General features: G+C 54.9%; 13 protein-coding genes. 3 read left to right on the top strand and 10 right to left on the bottom strand.

Annotation, left to right across the window (positions count from 1 at the left end):
• Positions 1 to 61: 61 nt before the first annotated feature.
• The 6 genes from malZ to phoB all read right to left on the bottom strand — a co-directional run bounded on the left by malZ (position 62) and on the right by phoB (position 8235).
• Positions 62 to 1888: a maltodextrin glucosidase gene (gene malZ / locus DRI82_RS00280; protein WP_114191522.1), complete on the bottom strand. Its 1827-nt coding sequence runs from the start codon at positions 1886 to 1888 to the stop codon at positions 62 to 64.
• 109 nt (positions 1889 to 1997) lie between these two features.
• On the bottom strand, positions 1998 to 3380 hold the full coding sequence (proY, locus tag DRI82_RS00275; protein WP_114191521.1) for a proline-specific permease ProY: 1383 nt from the start codon (positions 3378 to 3380) through the stop codon (positions 1998 to 2000).
• Positions 3381 to 3476: 96 nt separating this feature from the next.
• Positions 3477 to 4796, bottom strand: coding sequence for a branched-chain amino acid transport system II carrier protein (brnQ, locus tag DRI82_RS00270; protein ID WP_114191520.1), 1320 nt, complete (start codon positions 4794 to 4796; stop codon positions 3477 to 3479).
• A 423-nt stretch (positions 4797 to 5219) separates the two neighbouring features.
• Entirely contained in the window at positions 5220 to 6188 is a 969-nt protein-coding gene (locus DRI82_RS00265; protein ID WP_114191519.1) for a PstS family phosphate ABC transporter substrate-binding protein, read from the bottom strand.
• Between the two features lie 17 nt (positions 6189 to 6205).
• Positions 6206 to 7522: a phosphate regulon sensor histidine kinase PhoR gene (gene phoR, locus DRI82_RS00260; protein WP_114191518.1), complete on the bottom strand. Its 1317-nt coding sequence runs from the start codon at positions 7520 to 7522 to the stop codon at positions 6206 to 6208.
• 23 nt (positions 7523 to 7545) lie between these two features.
• Positions 7546 to 8235, bottom strand: a complete 690-nt coding sequence (gene phoB, locus DRI82_RS00255; protein ID WP_114191986.1) for a phosphate response regulator transcription factor PhoB — start codon at positions 8233 to 8235, stop codon at positions 7546 to 7548.
• A gap of 212 nt (positions 8236 to 8447) precedes the next feature.
• On the opposite strand from phoB, the gene sbcD reads away from it, so the two are divergent.
• Entirely contained in the window at positions 8448 to 9680 is a 1233-nt protein-coding gene (sbcD, locus tag DRI82_RS00250) for an exonuclease subunit SbcD (protein ID WP_114191517.1), read from the top strand.
• Complete coding sequence (locus tag DRI82_RS00245; protein WP_114191516.1) at positions 9677 to 13372, top strand: AAA family ATPase; 3696 nt, start codon at positions 9677 to 9679, stop codon at positions 13370 to 13372. Before sbcD ends, DRI82_RS00245 begins: the two co-directional genes overlap by 4 nt.
• 67 nt (positions 13373 to 13439) lie before the next feature.
• Here DRI82_RS00245 and mak read toward each other — a convergent pair whose 3' ends face one another.
• On the bottom strand, positions 13440 to 14354 hold the full coding sequence (gene mak, locus DRI82_RS00240) for a fructokinase (RefSeq protein WP_114191515.1): 915 nt from the start codon (positions 14352 to 14354) through the stop codon (positions 13440 to 13442).
• Between the two features lie 209 nt (positions 14355 to 14563).
• On the opposite strand from mak, the gene DRI82_RS00235 reads away from it, so the two are divergent.
• Complete coding sequence (locus DRI82_RS00235; RefSeq protein ID WP_114191514.1) at positions 14564 to 15316, top strand: response regulator; 753 nt, start codon at positions 14564 to 14566, stop codon at positions 15314 to 15316.
• Positions 15317 to 15354: 38 nt separating this feature from the next.
• Here DRI82_RS00235 and DRI82_RS00230 read toward each other — a convergent pair whose 3' ends face one another.
• Genes DRI82_RS00230 through DRI82_RS00220 form a run of 3 tightly spaced genes read right to left on the bottom strand, consistent with a single transcriptional unit; the run spans position 15355 to position 17958 of the window.
• Entirely contained in the window at positions 15355 to 16371 is a 1017-nt protein-coding gene (locus DRI82_RS00230; protein ID WP_114191513.1) for a carbohydrate kinase family protein, read from the bottom strand.
• A gap of 9 nt (positions 16372 to 16380) precedes the next feature.
• Positions 16381 to 17241: a ketose 1,6-bisphosphate aldolase gene (locus DRI82_RS00225; protein ID WP_114191512.1), complete on the bottom strand. Its 861-nt coding sequence runs from the start codon at positions 17239 to 17241 to the stop codon at positions 16381 to 16383.
• A gap of 27 nt (positions 17242 to 17268) precedes the next feature.
• On the bottom strand, positions 17269 to 17958 hold the full coding sequence (locus DRI82_RS00220) for a D-lyxose/D-mannose isomerase (protein ID WP_114191511.1): 690 nt from the start codon (positions 17956 to 17958) through the stop codon (positions 17269 to 17271).
• Positions 17959 to 17991 lie beyond the last annotated feature (33 nt).

Here is a 17991-nt window from a genome sequence, read left to right as displayed (position 1 = left end):
GCCGTAATCCGCACTGCTGGGGATTACGGCCTGTTTCAATCATAGCCTGAAGATCATGCCCTTACGCAGGGATGAGTCGCCAAACCGTAACGCTTTCGGCAGGCAACGCCATATGCAGATGTGTGGTTTGCGAGGTAAGTACTCCCTCACCTTCCAGACACTGCCATCTGCCATCAATCACTAATGGGGATAGCGGAAGCGTTGCCGTTGCCGACGCACTGCGCTGTATCGCAATCAGGATTCGTTCCTGCTGGTAAGCACGCACAAACACCAACGTGTCGTCTGTCGAGTGCAAAATCAGGCATCCGCCATGACGCAACGCCTTGTTCTGTTGCCTCAGTGCGCTCATCTGGCGATAAAGTGCCAGCAAATCGTGATTCCACTCTGACTCTTCCCAGGGGAAAGGTTTACGACAGAACGGATCGTTACCACCGTCCAACCCAACTTCATCACCGTAGTAGATGCATGGAACCCCGATCCACGTATACATCCACACCACCGCCATGCGCATGCGCTCGATATTGCCATTGAGGAGCGTCAGGAAGCGTGCAGTATCGTGGCTATCTAATTGATTGAATTGACGTAACTGCGTTTGGTGGGACAATCCGGCGCGATAGTTTTCCATCCACTCGGCACATTCATTGGCCGTTATCGCCACCGGTTGCATGGCAATATCGATTCCCGTAAGAAACGCCCGCAGCGGCAAGGCAAACCCCATGTAGTTCATTGCGGCATCTTCTACACCGGCATGAAGCCAGCGCCGGGCATCACCGAAATGTTCACCCAGAATATAGGCTTGTGGATTTTCATCTTTGGCTGCCTGATAAATCCCAGCCAGATGATGCAGATTACCTTTGGCTCCGCCGTGCTCGCCCAGCATATGCACCACGTCGAGTCGCCAGCCATCAATACTGTAAGGCGGGCGAAGCCAATGACGGACAACGCTGTCATCACCCTGATAAATCCGCTGCACGACCTCGGGATCGGCATAGTTCAGCTTTGGCAAGCTGCTGTAGCCTTTCCAGTCGCGCGTGGTGCCGTCTGGCCAGAAACTGAACCAGCCGCGATAAGGTGAATCTGGGTGGTGGCAGGCACCTTTTTCACTCAATTTATGGCGGTCAAACCACGGGTGCGAATCCCCGGCGTGGTTGAATACCCCGTCAAGTACCAGCTTGATTCCCATTTTACGGGTCTTTTCCCGCAGGCGGAGCAAGGCCTCATTGCCACCGAAAAAGGGATCTACGTGGTAGTAATCATGCGTATCGTATTTATGTACGCTCGGAGCGGTGAAAATGGGATTCAGATAGAGGGCTGTTACGCCGAGTTTGCGCAGATACGGCAGTTTGCTGCTGATCCCATCGAGATCGCCACCATAGAAATCAGACGCGGCACCCTCTTCGCTCAAGGTTTTTTTCCAGTCGCTACGCGTTGACCAGCGCCCGGCAGCGTGATGGAAATAGCTGTCGTTTTGCAGTAAATAGTCACCACCGCTGCTAAAGAAACGATCGGGGAAAATCTGGTAAAAGATCTGATCCGCCACCCAGTCAGGGCCGCTATCCGGTACGCTGACGGCGAACTGTTCCAACTGTCCCGGAGGTATCGCGCTGAATCCCCGCGGCCCAAACCACTGCTGGCGTTCAGGCCACAGGAGTTTGAAACAATAGCGGCGAATATCCTCACCTTCATGCAGGGCCAGCGTGGTGTGATAACGGATATATTCACCCTGCTTGCTTGAAGGCATGGGCAGCAGCCACTCTTCATTATCCGGTTCACCGCGCAAGAAAACCTGTGAAGGAGCACTCTCAGCGCTCAGCAATAGGGTGATGTAAAGTCGATCGCCTCTTCGCCGCAAGAATGGCGGCACAGGCAGATGCCAGGCATTAAGCATAGGGACTCCTGATTCAGAAAATCATTTGCCGCTACCATGCCACGAGAGGACGCCCACGCCCTCATCTTTTCTGAGGTTACTCAGGGAGGAGGACGGGGGCGGAGAGCGTTTACTCGCTGGTAGCGTTGGCAATTGTGCGTTGTACGCGCGTCTTCCACCAGTAACCGGCCAGCAGCAATACAACCCAAATCAATCCGGCGTAGAGCGAAACGCGGGTATCAGGGAAGTAACCAATCAGGCCAATGATGAATACCAGGAAGATAATCGCGATTACCGAGGTAAAAATGCCGCCCCGCAGTGGGAATTCCAGTGCTTTTATCTGCTGCGACGAGAGCTGGCGACGGAAACCGATCTGTGAAAACAGAATCATGATCCATACCCACACCGTCGCGAAGGTCGCCAGCGAAGCAATCACCAGGAACACGCTTTCCGGCATAATGTAGTTCAGATAAACAGCAACCAGCATTGCCAGCATCATCACCACCACCGTCACCCACGGAATGCCATTGCGTGACACTTTGCTGAAAATCTTGGGCGCATGCCCTTGCTCTGCCATGCCGTGCAGCATGCGGCCCACGCCAAACACATCGCTGTTGATAGCGGAAAGCGACGCCGTAATCACCACGAAATTCAGGATCCCCGCGGCAATGGTGATCCCCATATGCTGGAAGGTCAATACAAAGGGGCTACCCTGCGTACCTACCTGATTCCATGGGTAAATCGACATAATCACAAACAGCGTGCCGACATAGAACACCAGAATGCGCAATGGCACTGAGTTGATCGCCTTCGGAATCGAGACCTTCGGATCTTTGGCTTCACCCGCGGTGATACCGATAATCTCAATACCGCCGTAGGCGAACATTACCAATTGCAGTGACAGAATGGTGCCCATAATGCCGTTGCTGAAGAAACCGCCGTGCGTCCACAAATTATGGATGCCGGTCGCTTGCCCGCCGTTACCAATGCCCCAGAAGATAATCCCGATACCCGCCACGATCATGATGATGATGGTCAGTACCTTGAAGAAGGAGAACCAGAACTCAAGCTCACCGAATACCTTGACGCTCAGCAGATTAATGGCACCGATAATCAACACCACGCTCAACACCCAGATCCAGTGCGGTACATCCGGGAACCAGACGCCCATATAGATACCGAATGCCGTCACATCAGCGATGGCAACGATCAGGATTTCAAAGCAGTAGGTCCAACCGGTGATATAACCGGCCATCGGCCCCAGATAGTCCTGCGCATAGCGTGAAAAGGAACTGGCTTGCGGGTTGTTGACGGACATCTCACCCAGCGCGCGCATGATGATAAAGGCGACGATACCGCCCACCAGATAGGCCAGCAACACGCTGGGGCCAGCCATTCTGATTGCTTCAGCAGAACCATAAAACAGTCCGGTACCAATCGCCGAACCCAATGCCATAAAACGGATGTGCCGGGTGCTTAAGCCACGTTTGAGCTTATTGACGGGTTGTTGCATGTGTATAAACCTGTTTTATTGACGCAAAAAGCCACGGGCAGGATCCCGTGGCAAAATATTCCGGATAGAGTCGCTCCGGTTACGTTTGGCGGATTGCTATTGATGAACGGTAACTTTGCTTTCGCCGATGATGCGATCGTAAATTCCCGCCACGACCATAATCAGCAACGTTGGCGGTAACCAGGCCAGACCTTGCGTCGATAACGGCAGATGGTCGGTCCAGGCAGGCAACAATGGCTGGAAAGTCGAGGCTTTCAACGCATCAAGGATACCAAAGATCAGGCTAATCAGCATCGCTGGCGCAATGATCCGCGAATTATTGTTCCACCAGCGCAGCGTAAAGCTCAATACCACCAGCACAATACAGGGAGGATAGATGGCTGTCAGCACAGGAATGGAGATCTGGATCAAATGGCTAAGCCCCAGATTTGAAACCACCATGGAAAACAGGCCAAGAATGAATACCAGCGAGCGATAGGACAATGGCAAATACTGGGCGAAAAACTCTGCACAAGCGCAGGTCAGGCCGATAGCCGTCACCATACAGGCGATAAATATCAGTACTGCCAGGAAACCACTTCCCACACCGCCGAACGTATGCTGCACATAGGCATGCAGGATCACCGCGCCGTTCTGGGCATCAGGCACCAACACACCGCTGCCGGAACCCAGTTTGAACAGACTGAGGTAGACCAACATCAGGCCCACTCCGGCAATCAAACCGGCCCACACCGTATAACGCGTCAGGAGTTTGGCGTCAGTAACGCCACGCGAACGGGCAGCATTGACGATAACGATCCCAAAGACCAGCGCCCCCAGTGTGTCCATCGTCAGGTAACCATTGACGAAACCCGAGGAGAATGGCACGTGCTCATAAACTTCGTTGGCGGGAATAATTTGACCGGCTGGCCACAGCACGGCGGCAATACCGAGAATAGCCAGCGCCACCATTTTCAGTGGGGCCAGAACATGCCCGACGGTATCAAGCAGACGGCCAGGATAGAGCGAAATGGCAATCACTACCGCAAAGTACACCAGGCTGTAGATGAACAGCGGCAGTGCGCCGTCACCGGTCAGCGGGGCAATACCCACTTCAAAAGAGACTGTTGCGGTACGCGGTGTGGCAAAAAGAGGCCCCACGGCGAGATAGCAGACGGTCGCCAGCAGCAGACCCGCGTTGCGGCCAATTGGCGTGCTCAGGGCATCGATGCCGCCACCGACGCGGGCCAGCGCGATAACCGTGACCACCGGAAGACCTACGGCGGTGATCAGGAAGCCTGCCGCAGCCCACCAGACGTGTTGGCCCGACTGCAAACCCACCATTGGAGGAAAGATGATATTGCCTGCGCCGACGAAAAGGGCAAAGGTCATGAAACCCAATGCCAGAATATCTTTACTTGTTAAACGATGACTCATGATTGGTGCCGTGTTACCTGTTCAAATGAAAAAAAAGTCCCACGTTGTCGAATTTCTTGAATTGTCAGCACTTTCTTTAATTGCCAGCAAACGCCAAAAAATGGCCCTTATGCCTACAGCAAATTAAACAGAATTCCTTTCTGGAAAATGTAACCGCCCTTGATGATGTGCAATGTTTTAGATGTTATGGAACGACAACGGGGGGCTAAGGTAAACGTTAGTAGTGCGCAAAGGCAAGGCGGGATCCAGAAAGCAGGACGATCAACCAGAGTTTTTCCCCATACCAGTCAATCGTGCCAGTTATTATTTAATATACACTACATGATTTGTATCATTTTTAGTCAATCAACACACAAAATATGCTCAACAACGCATATTCATGCGCGAAAAAGATGATTTATCACTCATTCACGCACGAAATGCTTATGGTTTTTCGGCGGCCAAACCCAGTTTTTCCCGCGTGCTGGCGAGCATCTCCGGAGGAAGCGGCAAGTACCCATCCCGCGAGACAACGTCCTGACCAGTCGCTGAAAGCACGTGATCGAGAAACGCCGCCGTCAACGGTTCCAAGGGTTGATTGGGTGCCTTATTAATGTAGATATAGAGGAAACGGGAGAGTGGATAGCGACCATTACGTACGTTTTCTGCGCTCGGCGTGACGTAATCCGTTCCCTGCTCAGCCAAGGGAATCTGTCGCGCCCCGCTGGTATGAAAACCAATACTGGCGTAACCAATGCCATTCAGCGCCCCGCCTACCGCCTGTGACACAGAAGAGGAGCCGGGTAACTCGTTGACCTGTGGTATAAAATCGCCACCGCACAGGGCTTTCAACTTGAAGTAGCCATAAGTGCCTGAGGCGGAGTTACGCCCATAGCGTTGAAACGATCGATTCTGCCAACTGCCGCCCAACCCCAGTTCGCCCCAGCGGGTGACGGGTTTCGCTTCACCACAATTGAGCGTACTTGAGAAAATGGCGTCCAGTTGATTCAGCGTCAGGCCACGCAGCGGATTGTCCTGGTGCACCAGCACCACCAGCGCGTCTACCGCCACCGGAACGGCCAACGGGGCATAGCCATAATTTTGCTCGAAAGCGGTCACTTCACCGGCTTTCATGGGACGACTCATCGGGCCTAACTGTGCAGCCCCGGCGGCCAGTGCCGTGGGTGCCGTTGACGAACCGGCGGCTTGAATCTGTAAATTCACACCGGGATGGGAATGGGCGAAATCATTGCCCCAAAGCGTCATCAGATTCGCCAGCGTGTCAGATCCTACGCTGGAAAGATTGCCCGAAAGCATGTTTTTTTCCTGCGCCATCGCCGGGCCAGCGACAAGAAGCGCGCACCACAAACAGAGTGCGTTGCGCCATCTTCTCGTATCAGGCCAGTGGGTCATCAGGAATCTCATAAGTGTCAGGAATGGGTCACATTTTTAGTCGAAGTATCGGAAACAATCAATCGATTCGGCAGGGTGAACACAAAGCGGGTTCCCGAGCCCAGTTCACTGATCACCTCAAGTTGCGCTTCGTGGTGGTTCAGGGCATGCTTGGCGATTGCCAGCCCCAACCCGCTGCCGCCAGTTTGTCGCGAGCGGGCTTTATCGACCCGATAGAATCTTTCCGTCAGACGGGGAAGGTGTTCTGGTGCAATCCCCGGCCCGTTATCACTGACCTGAAATTGCGCGCCCTGCGCCGTTTTTTGCCAGCAGACTTCGATCCGCGTCCCCGCAGGCGTATGGTTCACTGCGTTATACACCAGATTCGACACCGCACTGCGCAATTGATCCTCGTTGCCAAACACTTTCAGCTCGTCATTAACGCGGAATATCACGTCGTGATTACCATTGCTCAGCGTCTGGACTTCACGTTGCAATACCCGCAGCATCATCGGGATATCAACCCGCTCCTGCATATCGAGATTCGGCGCCGCCTCAATTTTCGACAAGGTCAAAAGCTGTTTGACCAATCCATCCATTCTTCGCGTCTGTTCCTGCATGGTGTCGAGCGCCTTGCCGCGCAGGGGCTCTTTCAGTTCCTGATCGTTCATCATCTCCAGATAGCCTTGCAAGACCGTAAGCGGCGTGCGCAACTCGTGGCTGACGTTGGCGAAGAAGGTACGCCGCGCGCCCTCAAGCTGACGCATCTGGGTGACATCACGCGCCACCATCAGCAATTGTCCTTCCGAATAGGGCATCACGCGGAACTCGACGTGGCGACCGTTATTCAGCACCAGCGTCAAAGGGCGACCAAAATCCTGGCCTTGCAAATAGCGGGTAAACTCGGGGTAACGCAGCAGGTTAAGAATGTTTTGACCATTATCCTCTGGCCATCTGAATCCCAACAGTTGCTGGGCCAGTCCGTTGCACCAGAAAATATTGCCCTCTTCCGTGGTCATAACCACCGCATCTGGCAGGGATTCGGCGCCACTGCGAAACCGTTTGATCAACAGCGCCAGCTCACGCCGCCGCCGCCGGTTACGCAGTTGCATTTGGTAGAGGCCATAAAATAGCGGTTCCCAGCTCCAACGGCCTGCGGGCGGGGTCATGCTGCGGTCGAGCCACAGCCAGTGGGAGAGTTTGAGTTGGTTATAGAAATTCCACCCCAGCGCAGCCAGCAATGAAACCAGCAGCAGCCAGGGAAGATAGCCAAACAGTAGCCCGAGAATCAGGGCGGGCAAGCAGAAAAGACCGAGTTCCAGCGCCAGCCTTTTCCATAATAAGCGTTCTAACACGACGTGTTCCCCGGCGCTGTCATTCAGTAGCGCGTTGAGAAGCGGTATCCGGTTCCCCGGACAGTTTGTACCATTCTATCATGGCCGCTCTCTTCAAGTGCCTTGCGCAAGCGGCGGATATGCACATCAACCGTACGATCTTCTACATAAACGTTAGTGCCCCAGACGTGATTCAGCAACTGTTCGCGGCTGTAAACACGTTCCGGGTGCGTCATAAAGAAGTGCAGCAATTTGAACTCGGTGGGTCCCATATCCAGCGGCTGCTCGTTCGCCATCACCCGATGCGATGACGGATCGAGGCTTAGCCCCTGCATTTCAATCATTTCTTCGACCGCCATCGGCGAGATACGGCGCATGACCGCTTTGATGCGCGCAACCAGCTCTTTCGGCGAGAAAGGTTTGGTGATGTAGTCGTCAGCACCCACTTCCAGCCCACGTACCCGATCTTCTTCTTCACCGCGGGCAGTCAACATCATTACCGGGATATCACGCGTCAGCGCTTCACGTTTCATATGCTTGATGAACTGAATGCCAGATCCACCGGGTAACATCCAGTCCAGCAGGACTAAATCCGGGAAAGGCTCGGTCAGGCGGCTGATCGCACTGTCAAAATCTTCAGCTTCCAGGGGTTGGTAGCCATTCTGCTCCAACACGAAGCACACCATCTCACGGATCGGCGCCTCATCTTCCACGACCAATATGCGTCTTGCCATCGTCAATCCTGCCAATGTGTTAGCAACCAAAGCTTGGTTGCGGTCGCCATTATGCGTCAGTTTTGTGACAGATTTATGAAAAAACATGCTTATGACTGATGCTGATTCTAGTTCCTATTCATCATTACCACTAACAACAGATTAACCAACGACATCTCTCCCTCCCGACGCTTATAATCAGCAACAACTTTCTCCGCCAAAACGGGAGCCTTATGCGTCTGATCCACACTTCTGACTGGCACCTCGGTCAGTACTTTTTTACCAAAAGCCGTGCGGCAGAGCATCAGGCGTTCTTACACTGGTTGATTGAACAGGTCGAAAAGCACGCTGTCGACGCGGTGATCGTCGCCGGAGATATTTTTGATACCGGTTCGCCCCCGAGCTATGCGCGCGAACTCTATAACCGTTTTGTGGTGGAATTACAGCGCACCGGCTGCCAATTAGTCGTTCTGGGTGGCAACCATGATTCCGTGGCAACGCTTAATGAATCACGCGAATTACTTTCATGTCTGAATACCACCGTGATCGCCAATGCCAGCGGCGATCTGCAACAACAGGTATTGACGCTGAATACCCGTCAAGGAGAACCCGGTGCCATTCTTTGTGCCATCCCTTTCCTGCGTCCCCGCGATCTGATCGCCAGCCGCGCCGGGCAGTCGGGCAATGAAAAACAGCTTGCTCTACAGGAAGCTATTTCCGGGCATTATCAACAGCTTTACCACTCTGCGCTGCAACTGAGGGAGACGTTGGGTCTTGCGATACCGATTATCGCCACCGGGCATTTGACCACCGTCGGCGTCAGCACGTCGGATTCCGTGCGCGACATCTATATCGGCACGCTGGATGCCTTTCCCGCACAGGCGTTTCCCCCGGCGGACTATATTGCGCTGGGTCATATCCATCGCGCGCAGTGCGTGGCAAAAACCGAACATATCCGTTACAGCGGTTCCCCCATTCCACTGAGTTTCGATGAGTTGGGTACCGCCAAAAGCGTTTTCCTGCTTGATTTTGAGCGGCAGGAGTTGCGCAGTATCGACACGCTGGAGATCCCGCAGCTTCAACCGATGCAGTTGATCAAGGGCGATCTTGAGCAGATTGCACAGCAGTTGAAGCAATTCTCCGATGCAGATCCGGCGCTGCCGGTCTGGCTGGATATTGAGGTTGCAACGCAGGATTATCTCAGCGATATCCAACGCCGCATTCAGGCGCTGGTCGAGACGCTGCCCGTGGAAGTCATTCTGCTGCGCCGCAGCAAAGAGCACCGCAACCGCAGCCTCGCACTCCAGGAAAAAGAGACGTTGAATGAATTGAGCATCAGTGACGTCTTTGAACGCCGACTGGCACAGGAAGAGGCGATCGATCCGCAGCGACAGCAGCGAATCACCCATATGTTCAGCCAGGTGGTTGAGCAGGTGCAGCATGCACAGGGAGACGAACAGGCATGAGAATTCTGAGTTTACGCCTGAAGAACCTCAATTCACTGCAAGGTGAATGGAAAATAGACTTTACAGCCGAACCCTTCGCCAGTAACGGATTGTTTGCCATCACTGGCCCGACAGGCGCAGGGAAAACCACCCTGCTGGATGCCATCTGTCTGGCGCTGTACCACCAGACGCCACGACTTAACGTCACGCCCAGCCAAAATGAACTGATGACCCGCCACACCGCCGAATCCCTGGCGGAGGTGGAATTTGAAGTGAAAGGCATCGCCTACCGGGCTTTCTGGAGCCAGCGACGGGCCAAAAATTCCGCCGAAGGCAATTTACAGGCGCCAAAAGTCGAACTGGCGCTCTGCGCGGATGGCAAGATCCTTGCCGATAAAGTGCGCGACAAGCTGGATATGATCGCCCAGATCACCGGTCTGGATTTTGGCCGCTTCACCAAGTCGATGATGCTTTCCCAAGGGCAATTTGCTGCGTTCCTCAATGCTGACGCCAACGATCGCGCCGAACTGCTGGAAGAACTGACCGGCACCGAAATTTATGGTCGCCTTTCCGCCGAGGTCTTTGAGAAACACAAGCAGGCGAAAATCGATCTGGACGGGCTTCACCAGCGCGCCGCCGGTATCGAGTTGCTCACGGACGAACAGACGCTTGCCTTGCAGGAGCGGCTTGCACAGCTTGATCAACAGGAACAGGCGCTCAGCCAGCGGGCGCGTCACCACCAAAATCAACTGTCATGGTTGCAGCAGTGGCAGCAGCGGGAAAGTCAGCTTAAGGATTACAGCCAGCAGCGGGAGACGATCGAGCAGGAATTACAGCAGGCGCAGCCGGATCTACAGCGACTGGCACGCAGTGAACCCGCAGAGAAATTACGTCCTCTCCAAAGCGAGCGAGATCGCAGCAAAGAGGATTTACAACGATTACACCAGCAGCTCGATCGCCTCACCCTGCAACAGCAACAACAGCAGGCCGCCCTGACGCCATTGACACAGGCACTGGAAACCGCCACTGCCCAACGCAAACAGCATACTGACGAACAGGTTCAGCAAGAAAAACTGATCGAAGAGCGGGTGATTCCGCTGGATAACCAAATCGCGCAGCAGCAGTCCAGCCTTAACCAGTTAGCTGCGCAGCGACAAGAATTACAGAAGCAGGAAACGCAGCGAAAAGAGCAGTTGCAACAGACTGATGGGCAGATTTCACAGGCTCGCCAGCGCCTGCAACGGCTGACCGACTATGCCGCCGCGCATCCGCACCATCAGTATTGGAGCAGTAACCTTGAACTGTGGCGCGAGCAATTTCGCCAACAGCAGCAACTGACGCAAACGCTCGCGGAAACGTCCCGGCATTCAGAGCAGCAAACTCTACAGATCAAGGCGTTGCAGGAACAGATCGCGACGATCGTTCAGCAACAGAGCCAGCAGCAACCACACTGGGTTCAGGCGCAGGCGCACTTTGACGAACAGCAGACGTTATTTATCGAGCTGGAAAAACAGACGCCGCCAGCGCAGTTGCGCGAACAACGCGATCGCCTGAATCACCTGCGCCCTGCCCGCCAGCAGTTGCTGATGCTGTCGCAACTGTCGCAGCAAACGACGCAGCGGCTGGAGAAACAGCGCCAGCACTTTGCCCAGCAACAGCAGCAACTCACTGAGACAGAACAGCAGTTGACGGAGAAACGCCTCGCCTATAAACAGCAGAAAGCCCATCTGACCGATCTGGAAGCGCTGCTGAAAAGCCAGGAATTGATCGTTTCATTGGAAGCAGAACGGGCAAAGCTGACACCCGGCGAAGCGTGCCCGCTTTGCGGTTCAACCGAACATCCGGCCATTGCCGATTATCACGCCGTTACACCCACTGAAACCGCACGGCGTCTGGCGGAACTGCGCGTGCAGGTTGACGCACTCTATACCGCAGGCACCGAATTACGCACCCGCAGCGAAGGGCTGAAAGATCAGCAGCAACGCCTGCAACAGGAGATTACCCACGCTGAAGCAGAACTGGCGGAACAGCAGCAGCGCTGGCATTCACTGACGCAACCGTTGTCACTGAATTTCGTGCTGGAAGACCAACACGCCCTGAGCGAGTGGCTGACCACCTGCGATCGCGAAGAAGAGCACAATCAGCAACAATTGACGCGCTTCGAACAGGCTGAACGCCAACTGCAACAATCGCGTGAGCAACTCAATACTGCACAGCAGGCGCTGCAAACCAGCCAGCAGCAATTGGCGCTGCTCACCCAGCGGCTGGAGAGCCAAACGCAAACCTACGACAGTTTGCAAAAGCAGGCCAGCGAACAGCAGTTGCACCTTGAGCAGCTACGCAGTCGCTTCGCGGCCAGTCTGGCCGAATTTGGTCTGACGTTGCCCGCCGCTGAGCAACAGGATCAATGGCTTACCGAGCGCAGTGAAGAAGCGTTGCGCTGGCAAACCCAGCAGCAAGAGCAGCAGAATCTCGACTTGTCGCTAAAGGTGTTGGAAACCGGTCGCAAGAACCAGCAGCGCAGCCTGCAAGAGTGCAGCGACGCACTGGTCATTCTTAACGGTCAATATCAGCAACTTGAACAGACGCTACTGACACTGCGTCAGGAGCGTCAGCATCTGTTTGGGGACAACACGGTTGCTGCCGTTCGTGAGCAACTGCGCAAGAAAAGCAGTGAGTGCGAAACGGCCTGCCAGCATGCCTCCGATGCCCTGCAACAGGCGCAGGCGCAGTCCAACCGATTGGCCGGTGAACTGAGCAGTCTGCAATTGCAGCAGCAACACATCGGGCAACGTTTGCAGCAGGCGGAAGATCAGTTGCGCCTCGCCTTGCAGCACAGTGAGTTTGCCGATGAAGAATCCCTGCGTGCCGCGCTATTGAGCGATGAACAACGTGCGAGTTTGCAACAGTGGAAAGAGAAATTAATGCAGCGCCACCATCAGGTTCAGGTGTTGCAACAGCAGGCCGCAGAGGCGCTGCAACAACATCAGCAACAGCGCCCTGACGATCTATCCCTCTTGTCGGGCAAAGAAGAGGCGGAAATCGCGGCGATTCAGGCGCAATGGGATGACGTCAATCTGCAACTGAAAATGGCCGTGCAGCAACAAGGAGAGTGCCGTAACCAGTTAACGACCGACCTCAGCCGCCGCGCCGGTCAGCAGGCGCTGTTCGAGCAAATCACCCAGAGTCAGTTGCACTATGATGACTGGAGTTATCTCAATCATCTTATTGGTTCGAAGGAAGGCGATAAATTCCGCAAATTCGCACAGGGGCTGACGCTCGATCATCTGGTCTATCTGGCCAATTTGCAGCTTTCACGCCTGCACGGTCGCTATCTCCTGCAACGTAAGGCCAGCGAGGCGTTGGAATTACAGGTGGTCGATACCTGGCAGGCGGACGCCGTGCGCGATACCCGCACGCTGTCCGGCGGCGAGAGTTTTCTGGTCAGTCTGGCGCTCGCACTCGCGCTTTCCGATTTGGTCAGCCACAAAACCAGCATCGACTCACTGTTCCTTGATGAAGGCTTTGGCACGCTGGATGCGGAAACGCTCGACACCGCGCTTGATGCACTGGACAGCCTGAACGCCTCCGGCAAAACCATTGGGGTAATCAGCCACGTGGAGGCCATGAAAGAGCGCATTCCGGTGCAGATAAAAGTGAAGAAGGTCAACGGGCTGGGGATCAGCCGTTTGGGCAGCGAGTTTGCGGTTTAACGCTCTCTTTGCGTCGTCCGGTCTTGGGGAGCGGCAACTGATCGCCGATCCCCGCTGGTTCCAAGACTCAGACCAGCACTTGCGGCCATAGCCAGGCCGCGCCACGCACACCGCTGGAATCGCCGTGAATGGCTTTGCGCACCGGTGTTTCACACTCGCCGCCAAACACCCACTGTTTCAGCATCAATGGAACCGTACTGTACAGGCGTTCGACGTTACTCATACCGCCGCCGAGCACCACGACGTCCGGATCGAGTATATTGATCACATGCGCAAGCGATTTTGCCAGTCGGATCTCATAGCGGCTCAGAGCCAGCTCCGCCACCGGATCGCCCTGCTCCGCCAACTGCATGATTTCGACCCCTTTATGTTGAATACCACTCAGTCTGAAGTAATCATGCGCAAATCCGGTACCGGAGATGAATGTCTCGATACAGCCCTTTTTGCCGCAATAGCAGGGAACGTCGCGTTGAAAACGCACTTCATCATCATCCAGCCATGGTAACGGGTTATGTCCCCATTCACCGCCAATGCCGTTGCCGCCAGCGTGCACTTCGCCATTAATCGCAATGCCCGCGCCGCAGCCGGTGCCAATGATTACCGCAAAGACGGTTTTTTTACCCGCACCAGCCCCGTCGGTGGCTTCCGACACCGCCAGACAATTGGCATCATTGGCGACCCGCACCTGACGGTTGATTAGACTCGCCAAATCCTTATCCAGCGTCTGCCCATTAAGCCAGACGGAATTGGCGTTTTTGACTTTACCGGTGTACGGCGAAATGGTGCCGGGAATACCGATTCCGACGCTGCCGCGCTCCCCCGTTGCCTGTTCGGCGTCAGCCACCAGCCCCGCAATCGCCTCCAGCGTTTTCGGATAGTCATGACGCGGCGTATCCACCCGTTTACGGAAATGTTCGCGCCCGTCATTCGCCAACGCAATCACTTCAATTTTTGTACCACCGAGATCGATACCAATTCGCACGTTATGCCTCCGGCTGCTCGCCTTAAATACGTTTCATCACAGTCAGTATATACCCGTCAGACTGCAAGCTGCGGATACGTTGACCGCCCGATCGAAATCCTCACGCAACCCGCGACGGCTCTCACATTTCCGCAGCCTCATCACCACGCTTTCCAATACCTTCAAGTAGACTCAATTTAACCTGTTTGTAACATAATGAGGCAGACGTGATGAAACCTGCTGTTCTGGTGGTGGACGACGATCCCGCCATCTGTGAATTGCTTTGCGATGTGTTGAATGAACACGTTTTCACGGTCTATACCTGCCATCATGGTCGTGAGGCGCTGACACTCCTTGAGCAGCATCCTGATATCGCGCTGGTTCTGCTCGATCTGATCCTGCCCGATACCAACGGTCTGCTGGTTCTGCAACAGCTCCATCGCCAACGATCCGATCTGCCAGTGATCATGCTGACCGGACTGGGATCGGAGTCCGATGTCGTGGTCGGACTGGAAATGGGTGCCGACGATTATATCGGCAAACCGTTCAATCCCCGCGTTGTCGTCGCCCGCGCCAAAGCCGTATTGCGCCGCAGCGGTGCGCTTGGACTGGAACCGGCCAACCTCGCGCCCACCTCCGGCTGGATTTTCAACGGCTGGCGGCTGGACGATCAGCGCTGTACGTTGATCAATCCCCAACGCGAAGAGGTGTTCCTCACCCAGGGCGAATATTCCCTGCTGCTGGCGATGGTAAAACACGCGCGCAAAGTGCTCACCCGCGATCAGTTGCTGGAACTGACCCACAGCGAAACGCTGGATGTCTTCGATCGCACGGTCGATGTTTTGATCATGCGGTTGCGGCGCAAAATAGAAACCAATCCCCATCAACCCATGTTAATCCGCACTATTCGCGGATTGGGCTACGTATTTTCAGCCGACGTCACCCGGCCTGATGCCTCAGTGCTCGCCAGCCGAACGGCCTGAACGCGCAGCTTGTAAAAGCCTATGTACGTTGTAAACGCCTATATAGGTTGTATACGTTGATGTTGTATAAATGCCTGCATCTCGGGTAACGGACGCGCGCCGTCGATGGCATTGGCACAACGCAAATTGAAACAGGCGCTGGTATGTGCCAGTTCCAACGTGTCGTGCAGCGACCAACCTTGATGGCTGGCGTAGAGCACACCAGCACAAAATGCGTCACCTGCGCCAACACAACCAACAATCTGTTCTGCACGCAGTGGCCATGAAGGCAACCAGAGTCCACTGCCATTCTCAAGCCCATACGCCCCTTCAGGTGCATGAATCACCACTCGCTGTCGCACACCGAGTTGTTTCAGCCTCCGCGCCGCTTCTTCCATCAAGGGCACGTCCAGCGAACCTTGCACTTCACGCAGTGCCAGACCGGTAAATTCACCGGCTTCCAGTTCGTTAATCACCAGATAATCCAGCCAACGCAGACTGGGCAGAACCAGCGACTGATAACGCGGATCGCCCTGACGTGACACCAAATCCAGCGACGTCTGATATCCCTGCTGCTGCATCTGCGCCAGAAGCCGCGCGCTGCGCGTGCCAAACTCCTCATCCGGCTTATCGAGACTATCGAGCAACAGCAGATACCCCAAATGAAAAATACGGTGTTGGGTATCAAGGTCGGCGAACGCATCCAGATCCAGCCAGCGGTTAGCGGCCGGGGCGTGAAAAAAGGTCCGCTGACCATTTTTCTCGGTCATCACCTGGGTCATTGAGGTAGCGGCTTTGGCGGTGCGCCGTACCCGGGAACGGTCAACGTGGTAGGTATCCAGCATCTGGCAAATGTAATCGCCGTCGCTGTCTTCTCCCACCAGCCCAAGCGCGGCCAGCGGCAGACCGGTTTCCATTTTCGCCAGCGTCAGCAGGACATTGAGTGGTGCGCCACCGGTGCCTTTGTCGCTGTGCTCAATCTCGGTCAGCCAACCCTGTTGCGGCCAGTGATCGATACGCTGGACGTGATCCACCAACATATTGCCCGCCGACAGGATCCCGAACCGCTGTGTCATGATCGTCTCCTAGGCTTTACCGGCACTGCCGAAAATCTGCATCTGCTGTGCCACAACATCTGCGATGCTGTTTTCGATTGCCATCAGGAGTTCGGCGAATTCGTCGTAGATTGCCTTGCGTTCGCCCATCCGTCCCTCGATCGCCGTCAGGGCCGCCTGCGACATCCCGGTGTAAAAGTTGATTTTGTGGATGCCGAGCTGGATCGCCCGCCGGAAATCCGCATCACTGATCCCCGATCCGCCGTGCAGAACCAGCGGAACACCCGTTTGCTTGCGGATAGCCTCCAGTCGTGCAAAGTCGAGTTTTGGTTCCCCTTTATACTTGCCGTGGGCGTTACCGATCGCGACAGCCAGCGTGTCGATACCGGTTTGCTGGACGAAATCTTTCGCCCGCGCCGGATCGGTGAATTTATTGCTGTCGGCCTCGCCGTACAGAGCGCCACCTTCATCACCACCAACTGCGCCCAGTTCGGCTTCCACCGACACGCCGAGAGCGTGGCACATGCGCACCACGTCTTGCGTCTGCCGTACATTCTCGTCATAGCTGAGCGTTGAGCCATCAAACATGACCGAGGTAAAACCGTAACGCAGCGCCTGCATCACCGCCTCAAAATGCAGGCCATGATCGAGATTCAGCACCACCGGAATATCGTGCTGAGCGGCTTCTACCTTGATCGCCGCCACCAGCGTTTCCAGCGAGACATATTTGAAATGCACTTCAGCGATATTAATGATAAACGGCGAACGGGTACGCTCTGCTGCACTGAAAATCGCCCGCAGGAAATGGGTATCGAGAACGTTGAATGCACCCAACGCATAGCCGTGCTGACGTGCATGCGCCAACCCTTCGGCCAGAGAAATCAATGCCATAATGAATTCCTTACTGGTGTAGAAACGTTATGACGACGACAGATAGCGCGCGTATTCATTGCACAACAACCAGCGCGGTGCTTCGTCGTCGCGAATCGGATCAAAACGTGCAAGCGGCGTCAGGAAATAGTTATCGTGTTCGTCGTCATTGGTCATGGAAACCTCGCCCACCAACACGTCGCCATAGCCCTCTTCACCCCAGAAACTATGAAAAAGCCCCGGTGTCAGCGTGACACTTTCGCCCGGTGAAAGGCGGATGCGGCTACCCGCTGCGTGCGTCTGACGAAAACCATCAATGGCAACGCTCACTGGCGTCGAAGCCAATTGTTGCTGCTGCTGGTTATGCAACTCAACAATCAGATTTCCGCCCCCGCGATTGATAATGTCTTCCATCTTTCGCCAGTGAAAATGCATCGGCGTCACCTGCCCTTCACGACAGTGCATCACCTTTTCGGCATAACTTTTGCTGTAACGCTTCCCATCAACCGAGCCATTGCGCAGCGTGAACAGCGTCAGCCCATGGTGACGAAAATCGTCACTACCGAAGCTCGTGACGTCCCAACCCAGTTTGAGATCGAACACTTCCTGCCAGTTTTCCCGCGTCTGTAACTGCCAGGACTGCGGGCTGAAATGGGCAAAAGGCGGCAGATGAACATCCTGACGGACAAAGAATTGTTGGGTTTCCTGTAAAATCCGATTCACCTGCGAACGATCCATAACGCCTCCTGCCACCAGATAACTCTCGTTCCT

This window comes from Edaphovirga cremea (assembly GCF_003332275.1).
GTDB lineage: Bacteria > Pseudomonadota > Gammaproteobacteria > Enterobacterales > Enterobacteriaceae > Edaphovirga > Edaphovirga cremea.
Note: the sequence above shows the minus strand (reverse complement) of the source record. Positions and strands in the feature narration are given on the sequence as shown.